The organism is Advenella faeciporci, from assembly GCF_014652395.1.
Taxonomy (GTDB): Bacteria; Pseudomonadota; Gammaproteobacteria; order Burkholderiales; family Burkholderiaceae_B; genus Advenella; species Advenella faeciporci.
Window position 1 is genome coordinate 63047 of record NZ_BMYS01000005.1, and the last position, 24204, is coordinate 87250.

Annotated in this window: 17 protein-coding genes; 7 read left to right on the top strand and 10 right to left on the bottom strand. The window is 49.0% G+C overall.

Annotation, left to right across the window (positions count from 1 at the left end):
* Positions 1–4: 4 nt before the first annotated feature.
* The 3 genes from IE074_RS05370 to IE074_RS05380 are packed head-to-tail and all read right to left on the bottom strand — an operon-like array spanning position 5 to position 8837.
* Positions 5–5395, bottom strand: a complete 5391-nt coding sequence (locus IE074_RS05370) for an FtsK/SpoIIIE domain-containing protein (RefSeq protein ID WP_189384412.1) — start codon at positions 5393–5395, stop codon at positions 5–7.
* Positions 5395–6939, bottom strand: coding sequence for a hypothetical protein (locus tag IE074_RS05375; protein ID WP_189384413.1), 1545 nt, complete (start codon positions 6937–6939; stop codon positions 5395–5397). The genes IE074_RS05370 and IE074_RS05375 overlap by 1 nt, the downstream gene beginning before the upstream one ends.
* A complete protein-coding gene (locus tag IE074_RS05380; RefSeq protein ID WP_229793901.1) occupies positions 6936–8837 on the bottom strand; it encodes a hypothetical protein in 1902 nt (633 codons plus the stop codon). Before IE074_RS05380 ends, IE074_RS05375 begins: the two co-directional genes overlap by 4 nt.
* Before the next feature lie 387 nt (positions 8838–9224).
* Here IE074_RS05380 and IE074_RS05385 point away from each other — a divergent pair, with 387 nt between their 5' ends.
* Both IE074_RS05385 and IE074_RS05390 read left to right on the top strand, forming a co-directional pair.
* Positions 9225–11246, top strand: coding sequence for a DUF8451 domain-containing protein (locus tag IE074_RS05385; protein WP_189384414.1), 2022 nt, complete (start codon positions 9225–9227; stop codon positions 11244–11246).
* 135 nt (positions 11247–11381) lie between these two features.
* Positions 11382–12179, top strand: a complete 798-nt coding sequence (locus tag IE074_RS05390) for a PhzF family phenazine biosynthesis protein (RefSeq protein ID WP_189384415.1) — start codon at positions 11382–11384, stop codon at positions 12177–12179.
* Between the two features lie 86 nt (positions 12180–12265).
* Here IE074_RS05390 and IE074_RS05395 read toward each other — a convergent pair whose 3' ends face one another.
* Positions 12266–12886 carry an FMN-binding negative transcriptional regulator gene (locus IE074_RS05395; protein ID WP_189384416.1) on the bottom strand — a complete coding sequence of 207 codons (621 nt, stop codon included), beginning with the start codon at positions 12884–12886 and terminating at the stop codon, positions 12266–12268.
* Positions 12887–13005: 119 nt separating this feature from the next.
* On the opposite strand from IE074_RS05395, the gene pdxR reads away from it, so the two are divergent.
* The 4 genes from pdxR (at position 13006) to IE074_RS05415 (ending at position 17052) form a co-directional block, all read left to right on the top strand.
* Entirely contained in the window at positions 13006–14499 is a 1494-nt protein-coding gene (pdxR, locus tag IE074_RS05400; protein ID WP_189384417.1) for a MocR-like pyridoxine biosynthesis transcription factor PdxR, read from the top strand.
* A 170-nt stretch (positions 14500–14669) separates the two neighbouring features.
* Positions 14670–15392, top strand: coding sequence for a tellurite resistance TerB family protein (locus tag IE074_RS05405; RefSeq protein WP_189384418.1), 723 nt, complete (start codon positions 14670–14672; stop codon positions 15390–15392).
* A gap of 165 nt (positions 15393–15557) precedes the next feature.
* Positions 15558–15878, top strand: coding sequence for a helix-turn-helix domain-containing protein (locus IE074_RS05410; protein ID WP_189384419.1), 321 nt, complete (start codon positions 15558–15560; stop codon positions 15876–15878).
* Positions 15879–16095: 217 nt separating this feature from the next.
* Positions 16096–17052 carry an arsenic resistance protein gene (locus IE074_RS05415; protein WP_189384482.1) on the top strand — a complete coding sequence of 319 codons (957 nt, stop codon included), beginning with the start codon at positions 16096–16098 and terminating at the stop codon, positions 17050–17052.
* A gap of 78 nt (positions 17053–17130) precedes the next feature.
* Here the strand turns inward: IE074_RS05415 and IE074_RS15030 are convergent, their stop codons facing one another.
* Positions 17131–17412, bottom strand: coding sequence for a VOC family protein (locus tag IE074_RS15030; protein WP_189384420.1), 282 nt, complete (start codon positions 17410–17412; stop codon positions 17131–17133).
* Positions 17413–17945: 533 nt separating this feature from the next.
* Between IE074_RS15030 and IE074_RS05425 the strand changes: the two genes are divergently transcribed.
* Positions 17946–18896, top strand: a complete 951-nt coding sequence (locus IE074_RS05425) for a LysR family transcriptional regulator (protein ID WP_189384421.1) — start codon at positions 17946–17948, stop codon at positions 18894–18896.
* A 386-nt stretch (positions 18897–19282) separates the two neighbouring features.
* Here the strand turns inward: IE074_RS05425 and IE074_RS05430 are convergent, their stop codons facing one another.
* The 5 genes from IE074_RS05430 to IE074_RS05450 form a co-directional block, all read right to left on the bottom strand.
* Complete coding sequence (locus tag IE074_RS05430) at positions 19283–19618, bottom strand: Rieske (2Fe-2S) protein (RefSeq protein ID WP_189384422.1); 336 nt, start codon at positions 19616–19618, stop codon at positions 19283–19285.
* A 2-nt stretch (positions 19619–19620) separates the two neighbouring features.
* On the bottom strand, positions 19621–20469 hold the full coding sequence (locus tag IE074_RS05435) for a dioxygenase family protein (protein ID WP_189384483.1): 849 nt from the start codon (positions 20467–20469) through the stop codon (positions 19621–19623).
* A 90-nt stretch (positions 20470–20559) separates the two neighbouring features.
* Entirely contained in the window at positions 20560–21627 is a 1068-nt protein-coding gene (locus tag IE074_RS05440; protein ID WP_189384423.1) for a maleylacetate reductase, read from the bottom strand.
* Positions 21628–21632: 5 nt separating this feature from the next.
* Positions 21633–23099: an aldehyde dehydrogenase family protein gene (locus tag IE074_RS05445; protein WP_189384424.1), complete on the bottom strand. Its 1467-nt coding sequence runs from the start codon at positions 23097–23099 to the stop codon at positions 21633–21635.
* Between the two features lie 92 nt (positions 23100–23191).
* Positions 23192–24196, bottom strand: coding sequence for a hydroxyquinol 1,2-dioxygenase (locus tag IE074_RS05450; RefSeq protein ID WP_189384425.1), 1005 nt, complete (start codon positions 24194–24196; stop codon positions 23192–23194).
* Positions 24197–24204 lie beyond the last annotated feature (8 nt).

Sequence of the window (24204 nt, forward strand, 5' to 3'; positions counted from 1 at the left end):
CTGGTTATTGGCTATCGGTGCGGATAGCGGCCACAGCAGCCTCAATATCCTGATCCGATAGGAATGGAGCTTGCGCAAAGACCAGGCCATGCTCACCATTGAGCTTGGCTGCTAGGTGTCCTCGGCCAAGCAACAGCTCAGCGCCTGCCCGATCGAGCGCGATCTTGGATGTCGCTTCGCTAGACACCTTCAAGATCAGTCGGTTGCCCAGATTCTCGCGCAACTGCATGGGCATCACATCCTTGTCAGGTCGCTGAGCCGCAAAGATCAAATGGATTCCGGCTGCACGTGCTTTCACACCAAGGCGCTGTACTGCCGCCCCAACCGCGCCTTTGTAAGCGTCGTCAAGCATCCAATCGGCGAACTCGTCGTGAACCAAGAATATCATCGGCAAACGATCCTCGGCTGCAACCTTGGAGTTGTAAGTCGGCAAGTCGCGAGCTCTTGCCTTCGCGAACGCACGGTAGCGAGCCTCCATTTCCTGGACTAACGCCTCCAACACCTCTCCAGCTTTTTCCTTGGTAGTGACAATCTCGTCGCGCATGTGCGGCAAATCGGCCAAAGGGGCATAATCAACACCCATTTTTGGATCAATCAAGATAAGCTGCGCCAGATCTTTGGGGTTTGTAGCAGCGATGTCCAACAGCAAGGCCTGTATCAGCACCGACTTGCCACTACCCGTCGCACCAGCCACCAGAGAATGGGGTTCGTGAGATGAGAGTCCGCCGAACTCAGCGCCAAGATTCAGATACAACAGCGCCCCATTGATCTCTTGAACACCCAAAAGAAAGGACGTATTGATGCCTGCAACGTTGCGGTTGAGCTCGCGACGGGCCCACAGTTCCCAAAGTGAAACAGCCTGGCGCTTAGAACCTGCGACTGTCACCACAATTTCGCCGGGTTTAGGTTGAACCGTGACGAGGTTGATCGCATGCGTGGTCAGGAGTTGGGTGCGCTTGTTCTCGATGTCTTCGACTCGCAGCCGATCAGATCCAGCCAGCCGCACTAGACAGCCGTTGGGGGTCAACCGCGTACCTATTACCGCCGCTTGTAGCCCATAGCTGTTGAGCGCAGCCTTGAGTTTCTTGGTAGTTTCCTGGGCCCACTCATCTCGCTCTGAATCGGACTGCCAAACGCCAGCCGACTTGGACGCAACCAGCGCAGCAAAAGCAGAGTCTACGTTTACGACCGGAGTGGGTGCTGTGCTTGGGGTAGCCAGATCAGCTTCAGCTGTGGATGCGTTCGACTCAGGAGCCAAAGAGTCTTGCGTCGAAACATCGACACCATCTGGGGCGTGAGAGCTAGTCTCTTCTGCAACAGATTCCTCACCGGCATCATTGGCAAGCTGCCCTATGGCGGCAAGCCATGGAACGCGAGCCGCTGGCTTCTTGAATATATGATCTGACCATGGCTCGTAGGCACCTAGGGTTGATCGTACGTCAAGGCTACCCGAACCTTTGGCATAAGCTTCAACGAGCTTCTTGAGCTCTGGTCTGTCAAAGACCTCCTGCCAAGCTTTAACGCCATTCTCGTCCAAGAGGAGTTCTTGGTCGGAGGACGACCCCGCACCTGCGTCCGATGTGTGAACATAAACCTGAGAGTAGCCGCGTAGCGAAATTTCCACATCGCCTTCACGCAACTTTGAACGCACACGCTCCATCAAACCAGTCATCCCCGGGGGAATATCAGCATCAATCAGCATGTCTGCCAAGCGAGCGAGCCACACATCACGATCGAGACGTCCCGGGTCGCCAAAAAGCGCCTCTCGAAACAAGCCCAGAGTCGTCAGCAGTTGGTCTCGCGAGCTACGTCGCGCCACAGCTAGGCCATCGACTCCAACATATTTCGATTCAACGATCGAGATGACAACCCGAACTCCTTCGTCCTTCTCCTCAACATTGAGAGCAAGGATGTCCGCAATTCGACTTTCTGGCTGGGAAAGCCAGCTCGCATAGTCGTCAAGTAAGAAATAGGCAGTTAAAGCAGGACCTCCGCCAACGAGCTTCCTGAACTCCTCCGATAACAGATGACGGCTGAGCACCAAGCCAATCATCTCGCCAGCGGATACACCTCGTTTGGCCGCACGCAGCACGATATCACCAGAGACCGAAAGCGCATCTCGCTTTGCCTTGTCCGCGACCTCGTTGACTTCATCTTGAGTCAGCTGGAGCTTGAGTTCGTCAAGCCGACGGCGAACCAGCACCCCAAGCAAGCGCAACTCTGACGTGGAACTCACAATCATATTGCGGCCATTGGTAGAGCCGCGGCGATACCTGACAACAGTAATGTTGTTGTGCTGGAGTTGACGCTTGTCTAAAAGTTCGTCATATGTCGCGACCCACTCTGCGAGGTCGTGCGCATCCCTGATCAGCGCAGCTAGATCTTGGCTTTGCAATGAAATGCGCCTGGCAGGCAGGAATCGCTTGTCGGGAACCGCATCGGTCTGGTTGCAAACAGCCGCCACGGCAGTCACATAAGTCCAACCCGACGCCGTTTGCCAGGGGCAAGTCAAAAATGTGGTCGACTTCAGTTCATCTTCACCCGACACGCTTCGATAGGACCACCGAGAAGGCGCATGTTCCAGGCTCGGACGATCGTTAGTCCAAGCAACTGGCAACCACTCCTCCTTGGCCGAGCGAGCAACTACGTCATGCAAGAAGGCAACATCGAAGACTTTAAAACCCTGAGCATTCTCGCTGGGAGTAGCAGCGATCGGCGTAACCGAGATGCGCAGCTTTGAGATGAAATTATCACTAGTTTCGCTGACGACAGGAAGATCAGGATCATCACCGGCTTTATTCACTAGCTCACCGTAGACACTACGGAGTTTCGCTTGATCTGTATGCCGAACCGACACGCTGCATTGGAGCTTGCCATCCTCCTGGATTGAGGAAAGCTCGCGTACCGTAGCGAGAGGCAACTCGGCAGCATCGGCGTTATAAAGGACGACGCTGAGGTTAGATGCCTCGTGAGGTTGTAGGCTGACGTATCGCTCCAAGAGTTCCCGCGCTTGCTTAGCCGCAGCAGCCGGATCCACGTCGGTCATTGCCTCTTCATCGCCACGAATCGGTGCTTCCAGGAGACTGTAACCATTGACCGTGCTGCTTTCGCTGACCAACTTTGGGGAACCGCCCTTATTGAGAACAGCAATTTCCGGATAGAACGGATGCGCAATTTCATCGGAGAGTTCACGCATGAAGATCTCGCGATCCCCATAGAGAATGCTATCGCTGGAGAGTAAATGGGTAGCAAAACCCGCCACACGTCGGGATTTCACGGCCAACGCCTTCATACGCTCAGGGTGCCAAGGCGGAACAATCAACGCCGGGTTATCACCAATCACTCGTGCCGTGCCAATTGACAAGACTTCGGACACTAGACGCGAACGGCATACATCTCCACGGGCATGAGCCATAAGCGTGTTCAACAAGGCACTGAAGGACTCTGCTTGACGCATGACTGCCTCGCCATGTAACCCAGTGGATACGAAGTCCTCCATCGCTTTGATGTAGTCTTCCTCGAACGTATCCCACGCCGCCCGGATCTCATCGCGTTGATCAGGTGTTAGCCGACCCTCTTCCGCAAGACCTTTGATGCGGTTCTTGACCTCTTGACGGAAACTACGGAGCTTATTGACCGCAGGAACCAAAGATCCAGCATCGGTGGAATATGTAGCTTCTAACGTTCCCGTGTCGAACAGCGACACATTTTGTACGCCTCCCTTTTTACTAGCCAACCGACGCGGAACTTCGGTACAACCAACCGCCCCCCTCTCCAATAGGCGATGCATATCAGCAACCATCGATAGACCTATCGATGTAGGCTTAAAGCTCCACAAGAGTTGAGTCTTACTGATTTTGGTCTCATTGCCGCCGACCACTTTTAGCAGTTCAACATCGAACTTGATCTGCAAAGCCTGGCGCGAGAGTGAGGTATTATTTTTAAATTTCTTGTTGCGACTCTCAGCTATCTCTCGCTCTCTAGCAATATATTTTTCAAAGTCGAACAAGGGATCAGGAAGATCTGCTGTAGTCATCCGTGTGACCTTCCAGTCCACCTTGGTCCCCATTAAATCCCGCAGCCCTCTATACATCGCAGAAAAGAAGCAGCCGACATCATGATTGAAGCGCTCACGCCATTCAGTCCTTCCCTTGTTGACGGTAAATCGGAGGATTCGCTCTCCATCAACCTCCTCCAAGCCAGCATGCAAGTTATTCACAATTCGCGCAAATCCATCGAAGAAATCACTGCATTCGATAGGCTTACCGAACAGCGCCTTTTCCCAGCGGGAAAGCAGTTTAGTGTCGCGCTCCAAGAGTCGACGATGCGTGGCGAAGAACTCTTCGTCTTCTGGGGTGAAATCAGCGCGTCGCTCACGCGACTTCAAATCATCAAGAAGCTTTCTCCCCTCCGGCTGTAGCGCATCTTCTTCATCACAGTCGTGCTCGAAAAAACGTAGCGTCATCTCAGCCAAGCCCTGCTGCCTCTCCTTTGGCTTATCGAAGGCCAAGTAGACTCCATCAGACTCCCATTCGAATTGAGCCAATGATGCCTCAGCCCCTTGATCACCCACCGGCGCCAAGGCGAAAGCCTGTAATGCCTGAAGAGCGCCATCTGATATTTCATGAGCGTTAGCCTTGATGCGTTCGAGTAGCTCCTCGGCGTCAAGCGGCTGACCATTCTGGCGAAGCTTTTTGAGCAGTGGCGCACGTTGAGCAAACAACTTTTCGAAGGCTTTTTTCCATGGGACGCGTGTCGTTCCAAATGTCCTTGCATTGGAGAAGTACCCACTATCCCTGGGCAACCCAACCTTGCACAACGCATAGCCAACTGCATCGCGAATCGGAAGGCCTAGAGCAGAGATTGCCGAGGCAATCTCTGAGCAAAACTCACCCAATTGAACAAGTGAAAGTTCCGAAGAGCTGAGCAGACCACCGATTGCAGCACTAAAAGTCGTACGATCGTCCACCACAGGAGAAAGACCACCTACGTGCAAGGCCGCATCCACCCATGGTTGAGGGTCAGCTCGCATCTCCTTTGCTCCGATTGTCATGACATGCGCAAGCGTGTCAGAGAGATTGTGCTCGCTACCGCTAGCGGTAAGGATAGCGTCCTTCTCCGTCACTGCGTTGTTGCGCACGTAGCCAGCGTTATGCGAAATGAGACAATCCGCAGGCAGACCTTGGCCTTCGACCAATGCCGCCGGAATCATCATCTCAACACGCGCCACGATATCCGGATTCGCGAGGATTGCTCTCACCACTGCCGCGATTTGACTGGGCGAGAGCTTATCAAGTCGAAAAAGTGCTGCGGAATCCCCGGGCTGACCAAGGTTTGACATGCGTTTGGCAAGAATGTCTGCACCAACACGTCCGATAATGCGATCGGTTAGCATCAGACACTTCCCTTAAACACGAACGGATTTTCAACAAACGAACAAGAGTCAGACAACCTTCTAACCAAACCTAGACCTACGAGCCTTGCTTCCAGATTGTCTCGGTTCTCACTCAGCTCCTCTTGATCTACCTGCTTCGCATTGATGAGACGTCCACCCTCGGCATCCCCAATCACCAAGCCATAGCGCTGCTTAGCCTTTGCCAAAAACTCGTCAAACTGCATGCTATCGTCGACGATAGTCACGACGATTGACTTCAACAGGCGGTCATTGGGTGCGTAGCGCGTGCGCCGAGAAAGCCGACGCGAACTTAGGCCAATTGCCCGTGACCATGCGGCATGAATCTTGCTCACATGCTGATCATGACGAGCAAGTGCTCGCTCAACGAGTTTGTCCACGAGAGCATCCGGGCTCTTCCCTGAACTATCTTCGTCATCACCGTCGACTGCAGGCCATTGGAAACGCTCACGCATGAGCTTCACACGCTCGGCGTCAGGAAAGTCGCTCGACATGGCATCCGCCCAAGCATCCTCCTGTCGGATAGACTCGACGTAGGCACGCACCGCCTTGGCAGGTAGGCCTTGGTTGTACTGGTAGCTGTCACCGGAAAGGGCTCGGACCTTGGTGCGCTCCTTAGAAACAATCTCGCAAACAATTTCGACAGGCTCATCATCACCCGAAACACGCTTGGCCCTCTCAAGAAAGTAAAGGAGCATGTTTAAGCCCGAGATCGTAATCAAGTGCTCCATAGCGTCATAGATCGGCATATCTCGGTCGAGAACAGATAGCCAGTCTTCGCATATCAGATCAAAACGAGCGTTCGACACCTCAGGAAGGTAGCCTGATTGCCGAGCATCACCTGCATATTGCGGTGCCCCTTGGAGAGCCTTAACTAATCGGTTCAGCGGCGCATCATGATCAAAAAGGCGTTTGGAAAGGATATCCCCAAGTTCCGTACCACGCTTTGCACGTGTCAACATTAAGTAAAGGAGTTCTCCGGTACGTGCAAAAAAACGCCGGTCATTACTCATATTCCCCTTGGCGTCAATCTGTAAATCCTCATACAGAGCGTCTGGACCAAAGGGGAATACAAACTTCGAACTCCAACGCTTGTTACTCCGTGACTCAAACGAAGACGCTCTTAGAAACTCAATCGTTTTCGCAAAGTCATCAAAATTTGAAAACGATTGCCGTAAATAAACCATGTCGTCGTCGCCATTACCCGTTTTCCCTTGGTCAAATTTTTCGAACCACTGGCGCCATTTCTCCTCGTCAGGCAATGCGCTGTCCGAGATGGATTCGATATAGGGATTATTAAAAAGCAACCCACGCAGACGAATTTGTCTTTGCGGCCAAAACTTGAATGCGCCATCAAGCCCTTCATGCGGGCGCAATGGCTTGTCCAAATTGGATCCCAACGCACCCAAGAACTCAAGAACCGTTAGATGTGGGAGCTGTTCGTCATGAAGACGATGCCCCCATATATTCTCGTCAACGCAAAAGTCGACATTACGAATTTCCGGTCGTTTATAAATTCCACTCATACCAAGGCCTTCACAATCACAGGGTGGGATGAACCTCTTCCTGACGCATCAATATCAATGAAACTCAACGCCAAGGTGGTATCTTGTCCTCCTACTTCGTCATCATCAAACCTCGTCTTGCGCACGCTTTCAGCCTTGCGTAACAACTTGGCCTTAAATGCCAGGAGATCTTCAAGGCATTCGTTGGAGAAACTGGCTGGAAGCGCACCTTCCGCAACTCGCGCAAGAAACTCATATCGGATAGGCGTGAGATCGAAGGGGACAACGTGACCAGGCCAGGGCAAAAGAGATACCTCGAGCTGTGGACGCCCCGTTTCTTCATCAAACTTGATAGCCATGCCAACACCTCCTTGACGGCGAGAAGGAGTCTCATGCTCGCATAGAACGCTCACACGGCTCTGAGTGAAGCCACCAGAACTAGCGATAAAAATCCGATCGACATTTTCCAAAAGCAATCCGGTAAGTATGCGGTTAAGCCCTTTAGTAATGCGCCCTCGTGTTGTTTCGCTGATAGCCGATTTAGTCTGGGTAGACTGAATCAGATTCAGATAGTCCCCAGCAAAGCGAAATGCCGTCATAGCCCACCTAGCGTAGCCAGGCTCCTCCTCCGGCAGCGTGAAATAGAGCCTACGCCGCTGTGCTTCCAGTAGTTCTACAAACTCGGTTGCTCCATCCTCAATTCGTATATTTTCGTAACCTTCTAGGTACGAATCTTGAGCTGCAAGAAACTCAACTGTCGCACCATAAGTAGGATCGATGGCCACAAGTCGCTTAAAATCAGCACGTAGCTTGATATCGTCATTACCATAGACCAACAATCCGTCGGCAACGTTCGTGGTCTCTTCACCAACTCCAAAACTTGCCATAGCCTTAAACACCGGACGACCAGAAACTCGACGTTTCGGCAAATTCGCCCCAAATGCATTGGCATAGATACTCGCCTTCCAAAGACTACCGTTTTCCTGGATCTTCGGTACATCGGCACAGACCATCAAATTTTCTTTGACCATCTTGGCGTCGGAGTACCCCAAAATTATATTCGAGCACAAGGCCAACAGATCACGAATCGGCAAATGCAAACCATTAAAACGAGCGATCTCCAGCAAGTCCCCAAGACGACGAGCAAGCTGCCCATCGTCTGCTTCGCCTAACAAACGACGGCGGTTTTCATCAATAGGACAGGTCTTCCCGTCATCCTTTAAGGCACAACGTGAACAATTAGCCCATTCTGAATGCCCTGCCACTGCTTTGGCAACTTCATCAAATGTCTTACGGTTAGTTGTGCGGCTAAGGTCAAACACTGAAAGCCTGTCGGGAGCTGGGCCCGCTTGTAAAAAACATTCTTGGAGAGGCTTACGAAGAGGATGCACGCGGCCTTGACGTTTTTCTAGGTCACGAAGACGGTCCAGAAGCTGACCATGATTAGCAGCCAGAATTACAACTTCAGAGTCATCACCCTCGAGAACAGATTTCTCGAGTCGAGAGAGAGGTAGGTCGCTTTCATCTCCGTTAAACTCTGAAAGGTCTTTGATAAAAACAGCCAGACGACCATCTGCCAATCGATGCTCCTTAACGTTGCCTTTGTCTGACCAAACCTTGGCATCCCCTCCGATACGAGTCCACAAGGCTCGGCAGTGGTAAGTTTTTCCATCGCCGGCAGTGCCTGCAATCAACAAAGAGCCTGGCACCTTAGACTCGATGTGCGCTGCCATGGCCTCAAGCTGTGGCGTCAACAACTGAATCGGCCGAACTTTTGCCCTACTAAGCGCATCTGACACATGTTCATCAAACATTGTCAGATTGTTCGGAGTTGGGCCATAACTCCGTAGAAAACGAACCCAAGAGCTTGATGGGAACACCCCTCTTTCCGTACGTTTTTTTAGGGCAGCATAAATCAAGCCTACTCTCCAATAATAGTGTCTAACGAGCCGACCTCCCAAACATAAACCCACAACATTTGGTAAGGTAGTGTATTACAGTGTAGCATTTTAACTCCAAATAGATCCAATGCCCTAGGGAACTGGCCTCGACCGATAACGCGAAAAGTGCTTCACAACGGTTGCGTTAGAAGGTAATTTCTCTGACCATAAAGCTAAACACCAAACTCACCGGCTATGATACGATCTTTGCACTACAAATTTTTACATTCAAACAAGCGTTATCATGATCGAAAACATAAAAAACAACTTGTGGACTACGACTGACAAGCAAGCAAATATTGACAAACGGATTGATGGTGACCTACCTCCTTATCTAATCTTCGGTCAGCTTCGTGGAGCATCCTGATGTTCGATCTGCAAACCCTTGATGACTTGAGTCTGCTCGCAGAAACACATGAACTGGAATGCAAACTGGCGCGAGGCCAGAATGGTCAAGGCGAAGTCCCAAAAGATTTCTGGCCCACCTACTCAGCCATGGCAAATGCTCATGGAGGCGTTGTACTGCTTGGCATAAGCGAGAAGAACGGCAAGTTCTCAATAGAAGGTATTGCCAACCCAAACAAAATACGTACCGACCTGTTCAATACACTGAACAACCCAGGAAAAGTCAGCTGCAACTTGCTTTCTGACACCGATGTACAGACGCTGACACTGAATGGGCGGACAATTCTGGCCGTAATCATTCCACAGGCAATACGCAAGCAGCGTCCTGTCTTTCTGAACAATCAACCTTTTGTCCATACATACAAACGGCTAAATGATGGTGATCGACTCTGTAGCGAAGAAACTGTCAGGCGAATGTTTGCCGAGCAGGTAGAAGATGAGCGCGACATTCGTATTCTGCCGCACTTCGGTATGGATGATATTGATATGGAGAGCTTGCACATTTACCGTCAAATGCTTAAGGATGAAAAACCCGGACACCCCTACCTTGAGCAGGATGATTTTTCCTTTCTACAAAATCTGCGCGGCTGGCGCCGTGATCGCACCACAGGTAAAGAAGGACTGACACTGGCTGGGCTGCTGATGTTTGGCCGCTGGTCGTCTATTCAGGAAGTGTTACCGTATTATTTCCTGGACTATCAGGAACAGCCAGAAGCCAAAACGGAATTGCGCTGGGTTGATCGCTTAGTGCCTGACGGCACATGGTCAGGCAACCTGTTTGATTTTTATCGGCGTGTATACCGAAAACTGATCGCAGAACTCAAAGTTCCATTCAGTGTAAAAGACGGTCAACGCAAAGAGGATACACCCGTTCATGTCGCCTTGCGTGAAGCGTTGGTTAATACATTAGTACACGCTGACTACACCGGGCGGTTATCGGTTCTTGTGGTAAAGCGGCCCAATATGTTTGGGTTTCGTAACCCCGGAGGTCTGCGTCTGCCCATAGAGCAGGTCATTCGTGGCGGCGAAAGCGACTGCCGCAACCGCACTTTGCACCAGATGTTTCTGCTAATAGGCCTTGGCGAGCGCGGAGGCTCAGGCATACCCAAAATTTTCAGTGGATGGCAGAGTCAACATTGGCGTCAACCCTTGTTGCGCGAAAAAGACCTGCCCGAGCAGACCTTGCTGGAATTGCACATGCTTGATTTACTGCCTGAATCTGTACTGAATACATTAAGAGGCTTGTTTGGCACCGACTTTGACCACGTAGACGCCTTAGGTAGAACCATTCTCTCTACAGCAATGATCGAAGGTGTTGTTAGCCACAGTCGCATTACCGAGATATGTGCCGACCATCCTCATGATGTAAGCCTAATGCTGGCCAAACTGGAACGAGAAGGCATGTTGCAGTCTCAAGGCAGATCCCGTGGCAAGGTATATTACCTGCCAGGATCTGTCCCGGTTTCACCGGAGCAGGTATTTACTTCTGCCATTAGCTCCGGTAGTAACGAGGCCAGCTCCGGTAGTAACGAGGCCAGCTCCGGTAGTAACGAGGCCAGCTCCGGTAGTAACGAGGCCAGCTCCGGTAGTAACGAGACAACAAAGATCCTCCCGATAATAACAGGAACAGAGCTGCTTCATCGTAATGAGCAGGGTTGCCTGATTTCCCCATTGTTGGATGCTCCCATCATCGACTCACTGGCAGCGTTATCGCCCAGCCTGCGCGATGATTTACTGCTACGTGCCGCTTTACCCCGAGCCAAGGCTCGCTTGGACAAGGAAAATATGGCTAACGCAATCCTTGCCATTTGTGAAGGACGCTACGTTCGTCTAAGTGTTCTGGCGGAATTGCTGCAACGTGATGCCGATGGCCTGCGCAAGATACACTTGGACGCGCTGGTAAAGAGCCAACGCATCAGGCGTGCTTTTCCCAGTACACCCACCCACGAAATGCAATCTTATTGCGCAGCGAAAAGTCCATGACTTAAGGCGTGGAGAGGTGACAAAAAAACTGGACACGATTATTAACGATTTTGCCCATCAAGCCCATGCAACGGCAAGAAGGCATGCATATTACTGTATCCCTATCTACCTAGCCGATTCACACAGGACAATCAAATGAAACTTGAAATTAACGTCATTGACGCCTTTACTGATACTCTTTTCAAAGGGAATCCAGCGGCAGTAATTATCACGGATAGCTGGTTATCTGAAGACTTAATGCAATCCATTGCGGCAGAGAATAATTTATCCGAGACGGCTTTTTTGGTTTCAGATAAAGGAACCACCTACCATATCCGCTGGTTCTCTCCAATGACTGAAATTGCTTTTTGTGGTCATGCCACATTGGCGTCTGCTTTTGTCCTGTTTACCAAGAACGCTCAGCTGAAAAGCATTCATTTTTCAGCTAAAGCCGTTGGTGATTTTACGGTTGTAAAAACGGATTCTGGCAAAATCCAAATGGATTTCCCCAATACCAAGCCTGAAAAAATAGACGCTATACCGAATAGTTTATTGTCCGGGCTTTCCATTCAACCGCTGGAGGTTTATCGGAATGCCCAGGCGTATTTTGTACTTTACGGTTCTGAGTCTGATGTTTTGTCGGTGACACGTAATAATGAAATACTGAGGCAGCTTAAACCTTTGGATGTTGTCGTCACATGCAAGTCTGAGTCAAAAGACCATGATTTCATTTCAAGGTATTTTTGGCCGGCAAATGGTGGGGATGAAGACCCTGTGACCGGTTCTATTCACACCGGTCTGGCGCCATTTTGGGCTGAACGGTTGAATAAAAACGAACTGGTGGCTTACCAGGCTTCAAAGCGCGGCGGCGTGCTTCAATGCGTGGTATCACAAGACCGGGTATTGATTTCCGGCAATGCAGTTCAGTACTTGAAAGGCAGTATCGTGGTTTAGCCCATCATCATACTTGTTAAGCATGAACCAACGTCTCACATGAATGGCAAAGATGACGACCGTAACGCTGCACATAACAGATGACCCTATTCATGCGCCATCAAGGCCACCATGGCAGGGCATCCACCCTCTGCCCTCAGTCCGTCAATAATTCCCTGGCGGTCTGCTAAAAGTCGATTTTGACTGATCTTCCACTTTCCCTCAATGGCGCGAATGGGAATCTCGATGCCAACAATACCCTTGAGCTGTGCTTCAGTGAAGTCTTCGGGGGCATCGGAAACTTTCCACGAATGCTCCCGCTCACGCTCAAGATTGCCCGTTAGTTGTTCAAGCTGGGCAAGAATCCAACCGGCATCAGCAATGACCCGGGCTTTCCCTCTGACCTGAACCATCACAAAATTCCAAGTGGGCACCACTTTCCCGTGCGCTGCCTTGGATGGATACCACGATGGTGTCACATAACATTCTGGTCCCTGAAAGACAACCAAGGTCTCGGCTCCTTCGCGCAGCTCATCAAGCTGCTTGTTTCCCCGGGCAAGATGGGCGCGCAGTATGCCATAGTCCCCACCCTCGTGAAGTGAAAATGGAATTAAATTGGCCATCAGGCCGCCACTGCCAGAGGTGACCAGGGTCGCCAGCGGATGGGCGGATATCAAGCCATGGAGAATCTCCATACGCTCTTCTCGAAATAAGCTTGGACAATGCATCTTGATTCCTTTTTATAGGTTAATCAGTCTATTTTTACACTTGACTGGCCTATAATTAAGTACCAGATAATGAATAATTTACCAAGCCAGTTTGTAGCGTGTGCCCAAAGGAAAACCAAATGGCAAAACGTCAGCTCATCATTGAAATTCCCGCTCTGGGATTCATCGACCGTAGCAAGGGAGGTATCGGCCAACAACTTACCGCCTCACTTCGCAGGGCTATTTCGGCGGGCGAACTAAAGGCCGGTGAACGCCTGCCTTCCACTCGTGCATTGGCAGATTCACTGGGTCTGTCACGCGGAACGATAGCTGAAGCCTATGAGCAGCTTCGGGCTGAAGGATTACTGGAAACTCAAGCCAGCGCCTGCACACGCGTTGCCTCCGGACTGCAGGAATGGAGCACAACTTCGCAGAGTCCCCTTAACAGGCAGGCAGAACAAGCGCCGTTACTCCCCGTGTCGGCAGCCAGTTATGCCGCCATAGCAGACCAGCTGACGCCTCTGCCACCGGTTCCATTTTCAGTCGCCGTCCCAGAAGGGAAGGTGGCGATGGACGATCATTGGCGCAGGCTGGGCAATCGCGTTCGCGCTTCTCAAGTAGCTGCTCCGTCTGGCTATGCTGATCCACAAGGCCTGCTTGCCTTAAGAAAAGCGATAGCCAATTATTTGCGACGGGCGCGTGCCGTAAATTGTGGTCCCGAAAACATCATTATTACCGAAGGTACCCAGCAAGGCCTCTACCTGGCCAGCAAAGTCTTGCTAGCTCCAGATGACGCGGCATGGGCTGAAGACCCCGCTTATCCCGGGCTGACCTCTGTCCTGAAAGACCGTGGTGTCCAAGTTCACCGAATACCCGTGGATACCCAGGGGATGGACATTGCTAGCGCGTTGGAAGCATGCCCTGGGGCCCGTGCTGCATTTGTTACCCCGTCACACCAATACCCCCTCGGGATGCCAATGAGCATGTCGCGACGCCTTGCGCTTATCGATTGGGCCCGGCAACATAGTAGCTGGATTGTTGAAGACGATTACGACAGCGAGTTGCGTTATACCGGACAACCCTTTCCTGCCATGCAGGGCCTGGATCGTAATCGGGTAATTTACCTGGGCACGTTCAGCAAAGTGCTGGCTCCCTCGCTGCGCCTCGGGTACATTGTGGCTCCTGAGTGTCTACTCAAATCTTTCATAGGGGCTCGTGCCCTGCTGGGTCGAAGCTCACCATTAACGGAACAGCACGTTGTCGCAGCCTACATGCAGGAGGGTTACTTTGACACGCATATCAGGCGAATTCGGGCAATCTACGGAGAGCGCCGCCAAGTGTTGATTGATGCACTTCACCGGGAGTTACCCGAGTTAAAAGTTCAACCTGCCGACCAAGGCATGCATATCGTTGTCTGGCTTCCTGAAGGGCAGGATGATGTAACCATTGCATCGGTAGCAAGCATGGCCGGTATCTCTGTGCGCGCCCTCTCACCAATGGGTTCAGGCAATCTACCGCTTTCAGGACTCATGCTTGGGTTTGGCGGCTTTACTAATGCACAATTACTAAGCGCAGTGAAAAAATTGCGTCAAGTTTTAAAGATGACAGGCAAGCCGGCGCAACGCTGTACCTAAACGTATTTTTAACTACTGGCTACCTAATACTGTAGCCGCGTTCAAACAAAAACAATTTTCTACATTATAAGGCACTATTTACCAAATACCTTCATCGGCAAGCCCCTTTTCATTGAACCAATTAAACTATTCACTATCCAATCCTGACCAGTATTAATCAAGAGCACTCTATGTCCATACAAAACGTTTTACAGCAATTAATGCAATCAGCACAGGGGTTAATGTCTGAACAAAAGACAAACCAAACCCGGTCGGCAGACAGTAAAAACCCGTCATCGGGCCTGAAAAGCTTTGCCGGAGGTGCACTTACCGGCAGCGCGTTGGCCTTACTAATGGGCAATAAAAAATTCAGGAAAATCGGCGGCAAGGTTGCCACCTATGGGGGTGTGGCCGCACTGGGCGCTCTTGCCTATCATGCTTACGGCCAATGGAAAGAAAACCAGAACCAGGCACCTCAACCGGCCAGTCAGCCAGTTGCCACACCGGCACAGATTGCGTATGACACCCGGGCATTCAGCCAGCAGCCCGTTGCCGAACTGGAAAAACACAGCAAACTGGTTTTGACCGCGATGATTTCCGCCGCCAAAGCCGATGGGCATATCAATGCCGACGAACAGCGCTTGCTGGAAGCCGAGTTTGACCGCCTGGATGCCTCACCAGATGAACACGCCTGGATTCGCGCCCAGCTTGACGGCCCAGCCGACCCTGCGGCAGTTGCCAAACAAGTAGAATCACCCGAACAAGCAGCCGAGGTCTATATGGCCAGCGTACTTGTTAACGGTGCCGACAGTTTCATGGAGCGGGCTTATTTAAATGAACTGGCGAACCAGCTAGGCCTGGAGGAAAGTTTAAAAACCCATTTGGAGAGTTCGGCCTTAAGTATTCAGCAATAATCAATCCCTGCACTCAAGGATATCCATTCAGAATGAGATGGATGATTTTAAAACCATAACCCATATCAAGAGTCGTAAAGCAGAAGACCAAACCAATACTCGTTTATTAATCATTGTTATAACAATGATATAATACTATTATTGTTTATATTTCAGTAATTAAATATGGCTTCGCGATTCTACCCCCTCCCTATCGAGGTTAACCAAACCCTGGTCGAACTGGGCCAGAGGGTCGCTTTGCGCCGGCGCCTGGCGGACATGACTCAAGCCGAATTGGCCGAACAGGTAGGTTTGGGCATTTCCACCATCACCGCGATCGAACGCGGTGAGCAAGGCACCTCTATTGGCGCCATTGGGCGGGTGCTTTGGGGCTTGGACATTCTTTCCGATCTGGATTCTATTGCCATATTGCGGGCTGATGAACCGCTTCTTCTGGATCGCATTGATGAAATTCCAAAACGCATCAGGAAGCGGAGAAAAAAATGAGTTCAAAAACCAAACCTGTTTGGTTCGACTGCCCCCGATACCGCTTTTGAGTCAGCAAAAAATGCAAAACTCTCTAAACGGCATCGTCAAAGTCCTCGCCATTAATCAACGCCTCTCAATATGGCAATTGCATGCACTACCCGCGATAACATGCTGCATTTTCTACAAAATGCATTGATCGTTCGAAGGTTAAACACAATTTCAACCGAACAATATGATAAAAAGCTTAAAAGGCGTGCTTGAAGCCCGACAAGTCCCCATTTACTTCCTGGCGATTATTGGCGGCGCGGTGCTGGGGCTGGTCACTCCCTGGACCAGTAATTTTGAGAGCGTGATCAATCCCGCTTTGGCGGTCATGCTTTTTGCCACCTTCCTGCAGGTGCCACTGGCAGAAATAGCGGCGGCATTGCGTAACCTTCGCTTTATCGGCGCTCTCGTTTTTGCAAACTTCATAGCAATGCCCATCATCGCTGCAGGCCTTATCCAGTTTCTGCCTGCAGATCCCATGCTTCGTCTGGGTGTCTTGTTCGTTTTGCTTACGCCCTGCATTGATTACGTTATTACCTTCACCCACCTGGGCAAGGGCAATGCCCGCCTGTTGCTGGCCATGACACCCGTACTGCTGGCTTTGCAAATGCTGCTTCTGCCGGTTTACCTGAATCTCATGCTGGGCGGCAAGGTATCGGATATGGTAGAAGCAGAGCCGTTCCTGCATGCCTTCATTTGGCTGATTGCCGTGCCTTTGGCCCTGGCCGCAACGCTGCAGGTTCTGGTTTCCCGCAATGAAAAAATCGCGAAAGCGGGGACTGTGCTTGATCTTCTGCCCGTTCCTGCCACTGCCTTGGTTCTGTTCATTGTATTGGCATCCGTCATGCCGCAAATTGGCCTGGCCCAAAATGCGGCATTGCATGCGGCACCGGTTTATATCGCTTTCGCGCTTATCGCGCCATTCATCGGAAAACTAGCCGCAAACCTTATGCGTCTTGATGCACTATCCGCCAGGGCGGTTTCATTTTCGGCCTCTTACCGGAATTCGCTGGTTATTTTACCCTTGGCTTTTGCGGTGCCAGGCGGCGTTCCTTTACTGCCAGCCGTCATCCTGACACAAACCATCGTAGAGCTGTGCTTTCTGCCTGTGTATATTCGTCTGGTTCCGCGGCTGTCCAAAGAATAGTCCAGGTACGGTTTTACTAAAAAAAAGGCCGCATAAGTGGCCATTTTCAACTCACATTACAAAACACGTTTGCAAAACTTAACGTGAATATCCCGTTGCGGCACCAAACACTCTCTCGCGCCGGGACCAGTCATAGGTTTTTTCCCAAACCTCCAGGACCGACATGGCCTCTTCGCGGAATACCTTGTCCTGCTCCGGGGTTGCCGTATGCACGCCCAATTCCAGACGATGGCCTGAAGGATCAAAGAAGTAAATTGACAGCAAGAAATCGTCATGATTGACCGGCCCGATTACCGACACGTCTTTTGCCTCAAGATCTGCCTTGGCTTTCAGCCAGCAACCAACCAGTCGCCAAGCCAATGGAAACATCCGTGCCGGCCAATATACAGTCGGATACGGATGTTGCTTGCTTCCAAAAGGAATTAACCCAATATATAAAAAATGCAATCAGGTTCTATCCCAATGGTGCCGGCACGCCCGTTATGGGATACTCAACCAAATTACGCATACAATCTCCCACGATCTGCATAAATTTGTGGAGAAGGCACCACGAGTGCTAATACTTCAATTGATGAGTGAAATACCTGATCCAGGACAAGCAAGTTAAAGAACCGCACATCCATCAGCCAATCTGTAAGATTAGCCATGTTATGCCGTTATTATTGGAACATGATCCAAAAAAATACAAACGCATCTACCATGTCAATCATGGATAGCCAAATTGAAGGACTGCCACCGTATAAATGGCAGCTACTGATAGCATAAATTGAAACGCTTGCAAAATTCATTGGGTCTCAAGGAATATTTACTGTTCGTATACATTCCAATAAATAAACTTTAAAAACACTCTCATTATTTCAAAGTGTTCAAATATTAATTATATAAAACGTAACATGGATAAATTACAATGCATGGAAGCTTTTGTGCGGGTCGCACAAAGTGGCAGTTTTATTCAGGCCGCAGAACAGCTCGGTGTCACCCGTTCTGTTATCAGCACCCGCATTCAACAACTGGAAAAGTTTATTAACGCACCGTTGTTTCATCGTAGCACCCGCTCAGTGCGCCTCTCGGACATCGGTGAAAAATATTACCCTGAATGTGTTGAATTGGTCAGCCGTTTTCAGCAATTGGCCGATGAAATGTCGCATGCCAAAAATGATTTGCATGGCCGGCTCCGAATTTATATGGCACCCGGTTTTGCCTTGAGTTATTTCAGTAAACTGTTATCGCAATTCACTGCCCAGTACACAGATATCGAATTGGATATTGTCGTTTATGACAAAATCATTGACCCGATTTCATCGGGTTTTGATATTGTATTTCAGATATTTCCATCCAAAGGTGACAGTCTGATTGAACGAAAGATTTTTAATGTCAACCGGGTCATGTGTGCCTCCCCGGCGTTTATTGCCAAACATGGACAACCTCGCCAACCGAATCGACTAAAGCAGTTTGATCTGGGTTTTTATTCTGGTTATCCAGAGAGAAATAAACTCAAGTTTATGATCAATGAAAAATTTCAGGAATTTTCAATATACGCCAGGATTTCCTCAACTTCGATTCATTTGCTCCATGATTTTGCGCTTACCGATGGCGGTATTGTGTGCCTGCCAACGCTTGTCGCCAGAGAAAGCCTGCTAGAGAAAAAACTGATTCCAATTTTGGTGAACTACCCGATGCCAAACTACAGTTTAAGAGCCGTATTTCCACCGAACTCACGTAACCTTACCAAAATTCGTATTATGATAGATTTTTTGGTACAAAAAATTAATACCCTGCCTGAATGGGATGAACAATTAATTGAAAAAGGGTATTTATCACCAATAGTTAAATCTTTTCAATAATCAGTACAGGCCCATGTTTTACACTAATACAGGACACAAACCATAATAACCTGTTTATGCCCCTGTTTGCTTTACTATACAAGCAGCAAAACTTCAAACACAATGTTCTTTCATTTAGAAAAATCCCGATCTTCCAAACTCAATATAATAAAGACGCGATTAATCACAAGGAGTCAAAGGCATGGATAACATGGGTGCGTGAATTAGAAAAACAACGCTTTAACTTTTTAGTTAATAAAAAACATGATCAATTTGCCAGACTGTGTAACAAAGACTTGCGATATGTGCATACGAGCGGAACAGTTGATGATGTATCAGGCAACGCCATTTAATTGAACCGGTACAACTGCATCGTTAACAGGCAAAACGTTGGTGCTGTTGCTACGCTAACGTTTCAGATAAACAATCCCCTCTTTCACTTCAACCTGTACCGCAGTCAAAGAATGTCCCTTGCAGGGGCCATCCACACATTCTCCAGTCGTAATATCGAACATGGCAGAATGATGTGCGCACATAATCTGCCTGTTTTTATAAGTATTAAATACACCGGTTTTATAGTCCAGCTGTACTGAATAATGCGGGCAGATATTTTCATAAGCATAAACCCCATCCTGCCCTTGAATCACCACGATACTTTTGTTTGCATCTTCTGGATGTTCTACCCGAACGCAAAGCTTCTCCTGAAAATCAGCTTGTTCACAAAGTTTAATCAACGTAACCATGTTTAAACCCCTGAAAGAATAAAGTCATATTCGATCAAGTCATAATCACAATCCAAGCCATATAACGCCTGACTTTGCACATCAGCCTGTTTAGATACATGAGAGACAATTAAACGATCTTTCACGCCAAATACCGCATCATTTTGCAGATACTTATCATTTTCCAGAAAAAGATGCGTTACCAAGGGTTGATAACCTTCGGCAACAATCTTGAAATGAATATGGGCAGGCCGCCAAAAGCTGCGTTTGGCATAGTTTAAAAGCTGTCCTACTGTGCCATCGGAAGGAATTTGATAACTGACCGGCAACATGGATTTAACTGCATAAGCGCCATCGTCCTGGCTAACAAACACACCACGCAGATTATCAATTTGCTGTTCAGTATCCTGTCCCGAATACATGCCATTATTTGCAGTTTGCCAAATATCAATATAAGCATTGGCAATGGCTTCACCCTGGATATTACGGATATTGCCTTTAATGAGTAATGGCCGATGTTGCCCGCCTTCAACTACAATGCTGTCCGCAAACTGGCGAAGCGGCATATTTTCGATAAAAAAAGGCCCGAATACGGTAGATGGTGTTTGGGCTTCACTTTTCTGATGATTGATCTCATCCACCAGCATGGAAATACCCAACACATCAGAGAGCAAGATATATTCTTGCCGTTGCTCATGGCAAAGTTGACCGGTTTTAGTTAAAAACTGAATGGCTTGCAACCACTCTGCTTCAGTTAATTGCACTTCGTTGATATACTCATGCAACTTTTTCACTAGTGCACCAATTAAGGTACGGTGGCGCGCGTTATCAATACGCTGAAAGCTTTGAATAGCTTGGGTTGTTACGCTCATGATCAATTCCTTTTTGCAACATGAGTCACCCATCCGTAGCAAGTTCAATGCTACGGTCAGGTCTGTTTTAATGATGCAGTCCGATCTATCCTAAACCGGTGGCAAGCCCTGATATGCTTTAGACAAGAGGTCACGTAACTCGTCATAATCATAACCGCGCGGGTTGTAATAGGGACTGTCACAAATGATCTGCGCCACTTTTTCAGGACCATGCTCTGGCAGGCCAATATCTTTGAGTGCCAGTGGGATATTTAACGATTGATTTAAACGGTAAATCGCCAAACCGATCTCTTCACGACTGGCTACGCCCAACGCACCCGCCAGAAGATCCATCGCTTCAATATCGGCATTACGGTTGTAATGCACTGAATAAGCCAAGGTAATGGCATGTGCCTGTGCATGTGGCAAATTAAATGTACCGCCCAGGGTATGACAGATTTTATGGTGAATCGCCATACCGACAGAGCCCAGGCAAATGCCCGCCAGCCATGCGCCATAAGTGGCGTTTTGCCGTGCCTCAAGATCTTGCGGGTTTTGCACAATTGCCGGTAACGCAACGTTAAGTGCCCGAATCGAATCAACCGCCATTAAACTGATGATTGGATTTTTATCCTGTGCATACAATGCTTCCACCGCATGTGCCATCGCATTCATACCGGAACATGCTGAAATATCCGCAGGCAAGGTCACACTTAGTTCAGGGTCATAAATTACTACTTTAGGCAAAACATGAATGCTCTTGCCGGTGGTTTTCAGATTATTTTCAGTCAAACCATAAACCGTGGTCATTTCACTGCCAGCATACGTGGTCGGAATGGCCACAATAGGTGTGTGAGTTTTCAAGGCAATAGCCTTGGCCAAACCAATAGTAGAGCCTCCACCCAATGCTAAACAGCAATCAATATTATTGGCCTGGACATATTCAACCGCTTTATTCGCCACCTCAACCGGAACATGCATGACCGCATGTGGATAAACACCTGCTGAAATGCTTTCAAGTTGCTCTGCCAATTTTTGCCCTGCACCTTCTTGTTCTGGTGTCGTCAACACCAAAACTCTCTGGTAACCGTGTTGCGTCAAAATCTCTTTGACTCCTTTGGATTTGCCATTACCAAAGTACACATCCAGTGGCAATGCCTTATAATGGAAATCGTTCACGCCACTTATCCTCGCTGAAAGTGCGCAGGAACATTCGCATCAACATTAACCCAAATCGACTTGGCTTCTGTATAGTCATGAATGGCTTCAAAGCCCATTTCACGTCCATAGCCAGACTTGCCTACCCCCCCAAACGGGCTGCCAGGATTAACCCGTTTATAGCTATTAATCCAGCACATTCCAGTCCTGATCTGTCGGGCAAACAGATGCGCACGCTGCAGGTTTTGGGTCCATAAACCACTACCCAAGCCATACTCGGTACAATTGGCAATTTCAAGTGCTTCGGCATCGGTTTTAAAACGAAGTACGGTTACAAAAGGCCCAAACACTTCTTCCTGCGCAACGCGATCCATCGGTTTGGCCTCCACCACCGTTGGTAAAACATAGTAGCCATTTCTCAGCTGCGGGTCTTCTGGCACCTTACCGCCTGATAATATTTTTGCACCCTGTTCTTTGGCAATATCAACATAAGACAACACTTTATCCCGGTGTGCCTCTGAAGTTAATGGCCCCATTTCGGTATCCGGATTAAGCGGGTCACCCAAACGGATTGATTCTGCCAGCTTAATAAATTTTTCCAGGAACTCGTCAGCAATGGCTTCATGGAGCACCAAACGCGAACCGGCAATGCATGCTTGCCCCTGATTATGAAAAATTGCCCATGCTGCACCATTGACTGCTGCATCAATGTTGGCATCATCAAACACAATATTGGCACCTTTACCACCCAGCTCAAGCTGCACGCGTTTTAAATTGCCGGCCGATGAATGGACAATACTCTGACCGGTCAAGGTTGAGCCGGTAAAGGCTATCTTGCCGACATCTTCATGCTCGGCCAACCGTTGGCCTGCAGTCTTCCCATAGCCCACCACCACGTTGACCACGCCATCAGGGAAACCTGCCTTTTTAATCAACTCGGCAATTTTCAACGTCGATAACGGGGTCAATTCTGATGGCTTCATCACCACAGTATTACCTGCAGCCAATGCCGGACCAAGTTTCCAGCTGGTGAACATCAGCGGGAAATTCCAGGGTACGATCTGCCCAACCACCCCAATCGGTTCACGCACAACATAGTTCAGAAAACCTTGTTCAACAGGAATGACTGAACCTTCTATTTTGTCGGCAATCCCGCCAAAATAACGGAAACATACTGCAGTACGTGGCACATCCAACCGACGTGAATCACGAATAGGATGCCCGGTATCCAATGACTCAAGCTGAGCCAGCTCTTCCAGGTTTTCCTCAATCAAATCCGCCAGTTTCAATAATAACCTGCCACGTTCTGCCGCCGGTGTAGCCGCCCATGAGGGAAAAGCACGTTTTGCCGCTGCCACCGCAATATCCACATCCTCCGCTTCGGCCGCCGCAACTTTGGTGATCAACTCACCATTCGATGGATTAAGTACATCAATCGTACCGCCATTTTTTGCTGGCACGAACTGGCCATTAATAAATAACTGAGTATTCATAATTTAAATTATTTAACCTAAAATATAGTTTTAATCTAAAATGTAGCCGGAGGCTGTAAACATCGATGATGCGACAGCCTCAAGCTTAATGCTTAGAACTTAACTGGATACGGTGACAATTCACCTGATGCATAGCGCTCTGGTAGATTTGGTGTGGCATTTTCCCAAACCAACAACATGGAACGCTTGGTTGAATAGCCTTGATGACGAATATTGGCAGGCATGGCGCAAATATCACCGGCTTTATTGATAACTCTTGCAACCGGACGGCCATCGTCCTTATCCGCTATATCCCAAGTGATTTCATCTGATAATTGCAAGAACCATTCAACACGATCATTACCATGAAAAATAGGCAAGATATATTCTTCAGTAGTTGGGCAAAATAAACTTTGTTTACAAACCGAAGTAACTGATGGATTCCATGTCACATCCGAACGTGACAAATATTTAAACAAGTTAAAGCCACTTAGCTGGCCTTCAAAACCCGGTTCGCAATAAATCAGCGGCTCATCTTGCGGAACATCTTCAAAATGACGGTTAACTGGCAGATCATCACGTAGCGGTGAATCATCAGGCAAACCTGGCATACGTTTAGTCGCAATACGATAACGATCTATCGCCTCAGGATTACTGCCAAATTTGCGTCCAAAGGCCGAACCAGTTTCTTCCGGTGCAGCAAACGGATCAAAACCTTCATTAACCCAGTCATGCAAAATCGCCTTGAAAGTAGCCATAATCAGCGGCGTTTCAAAATTCTCAACATAGTCAACACCAGCTTCTTTTAATACGCCATTAAACGTACCTGCATACAAATCCACATTACCATAATGGTTTTGTGTGCCAATGACATCGTCAAAGTTCACCCAACCATAGAAAAAGCCCCATGCCACGTCACGCATCAAAGCGCGCAAGAAGGCATCAACGGACATTAAATGGGAATGTTCCTGCCCTTTGGCTTCCCAGGTTACTTTCGCAAAATATTCGTCACGACTGAATGTAAACCCGCCCAGCTGAAATGCTGAATAACCTGTAATTTCATTACGACCTGTAATAATTACGCCATCTTCTACAAATTTTTTTTGAATCGCATTCATTTCATCCC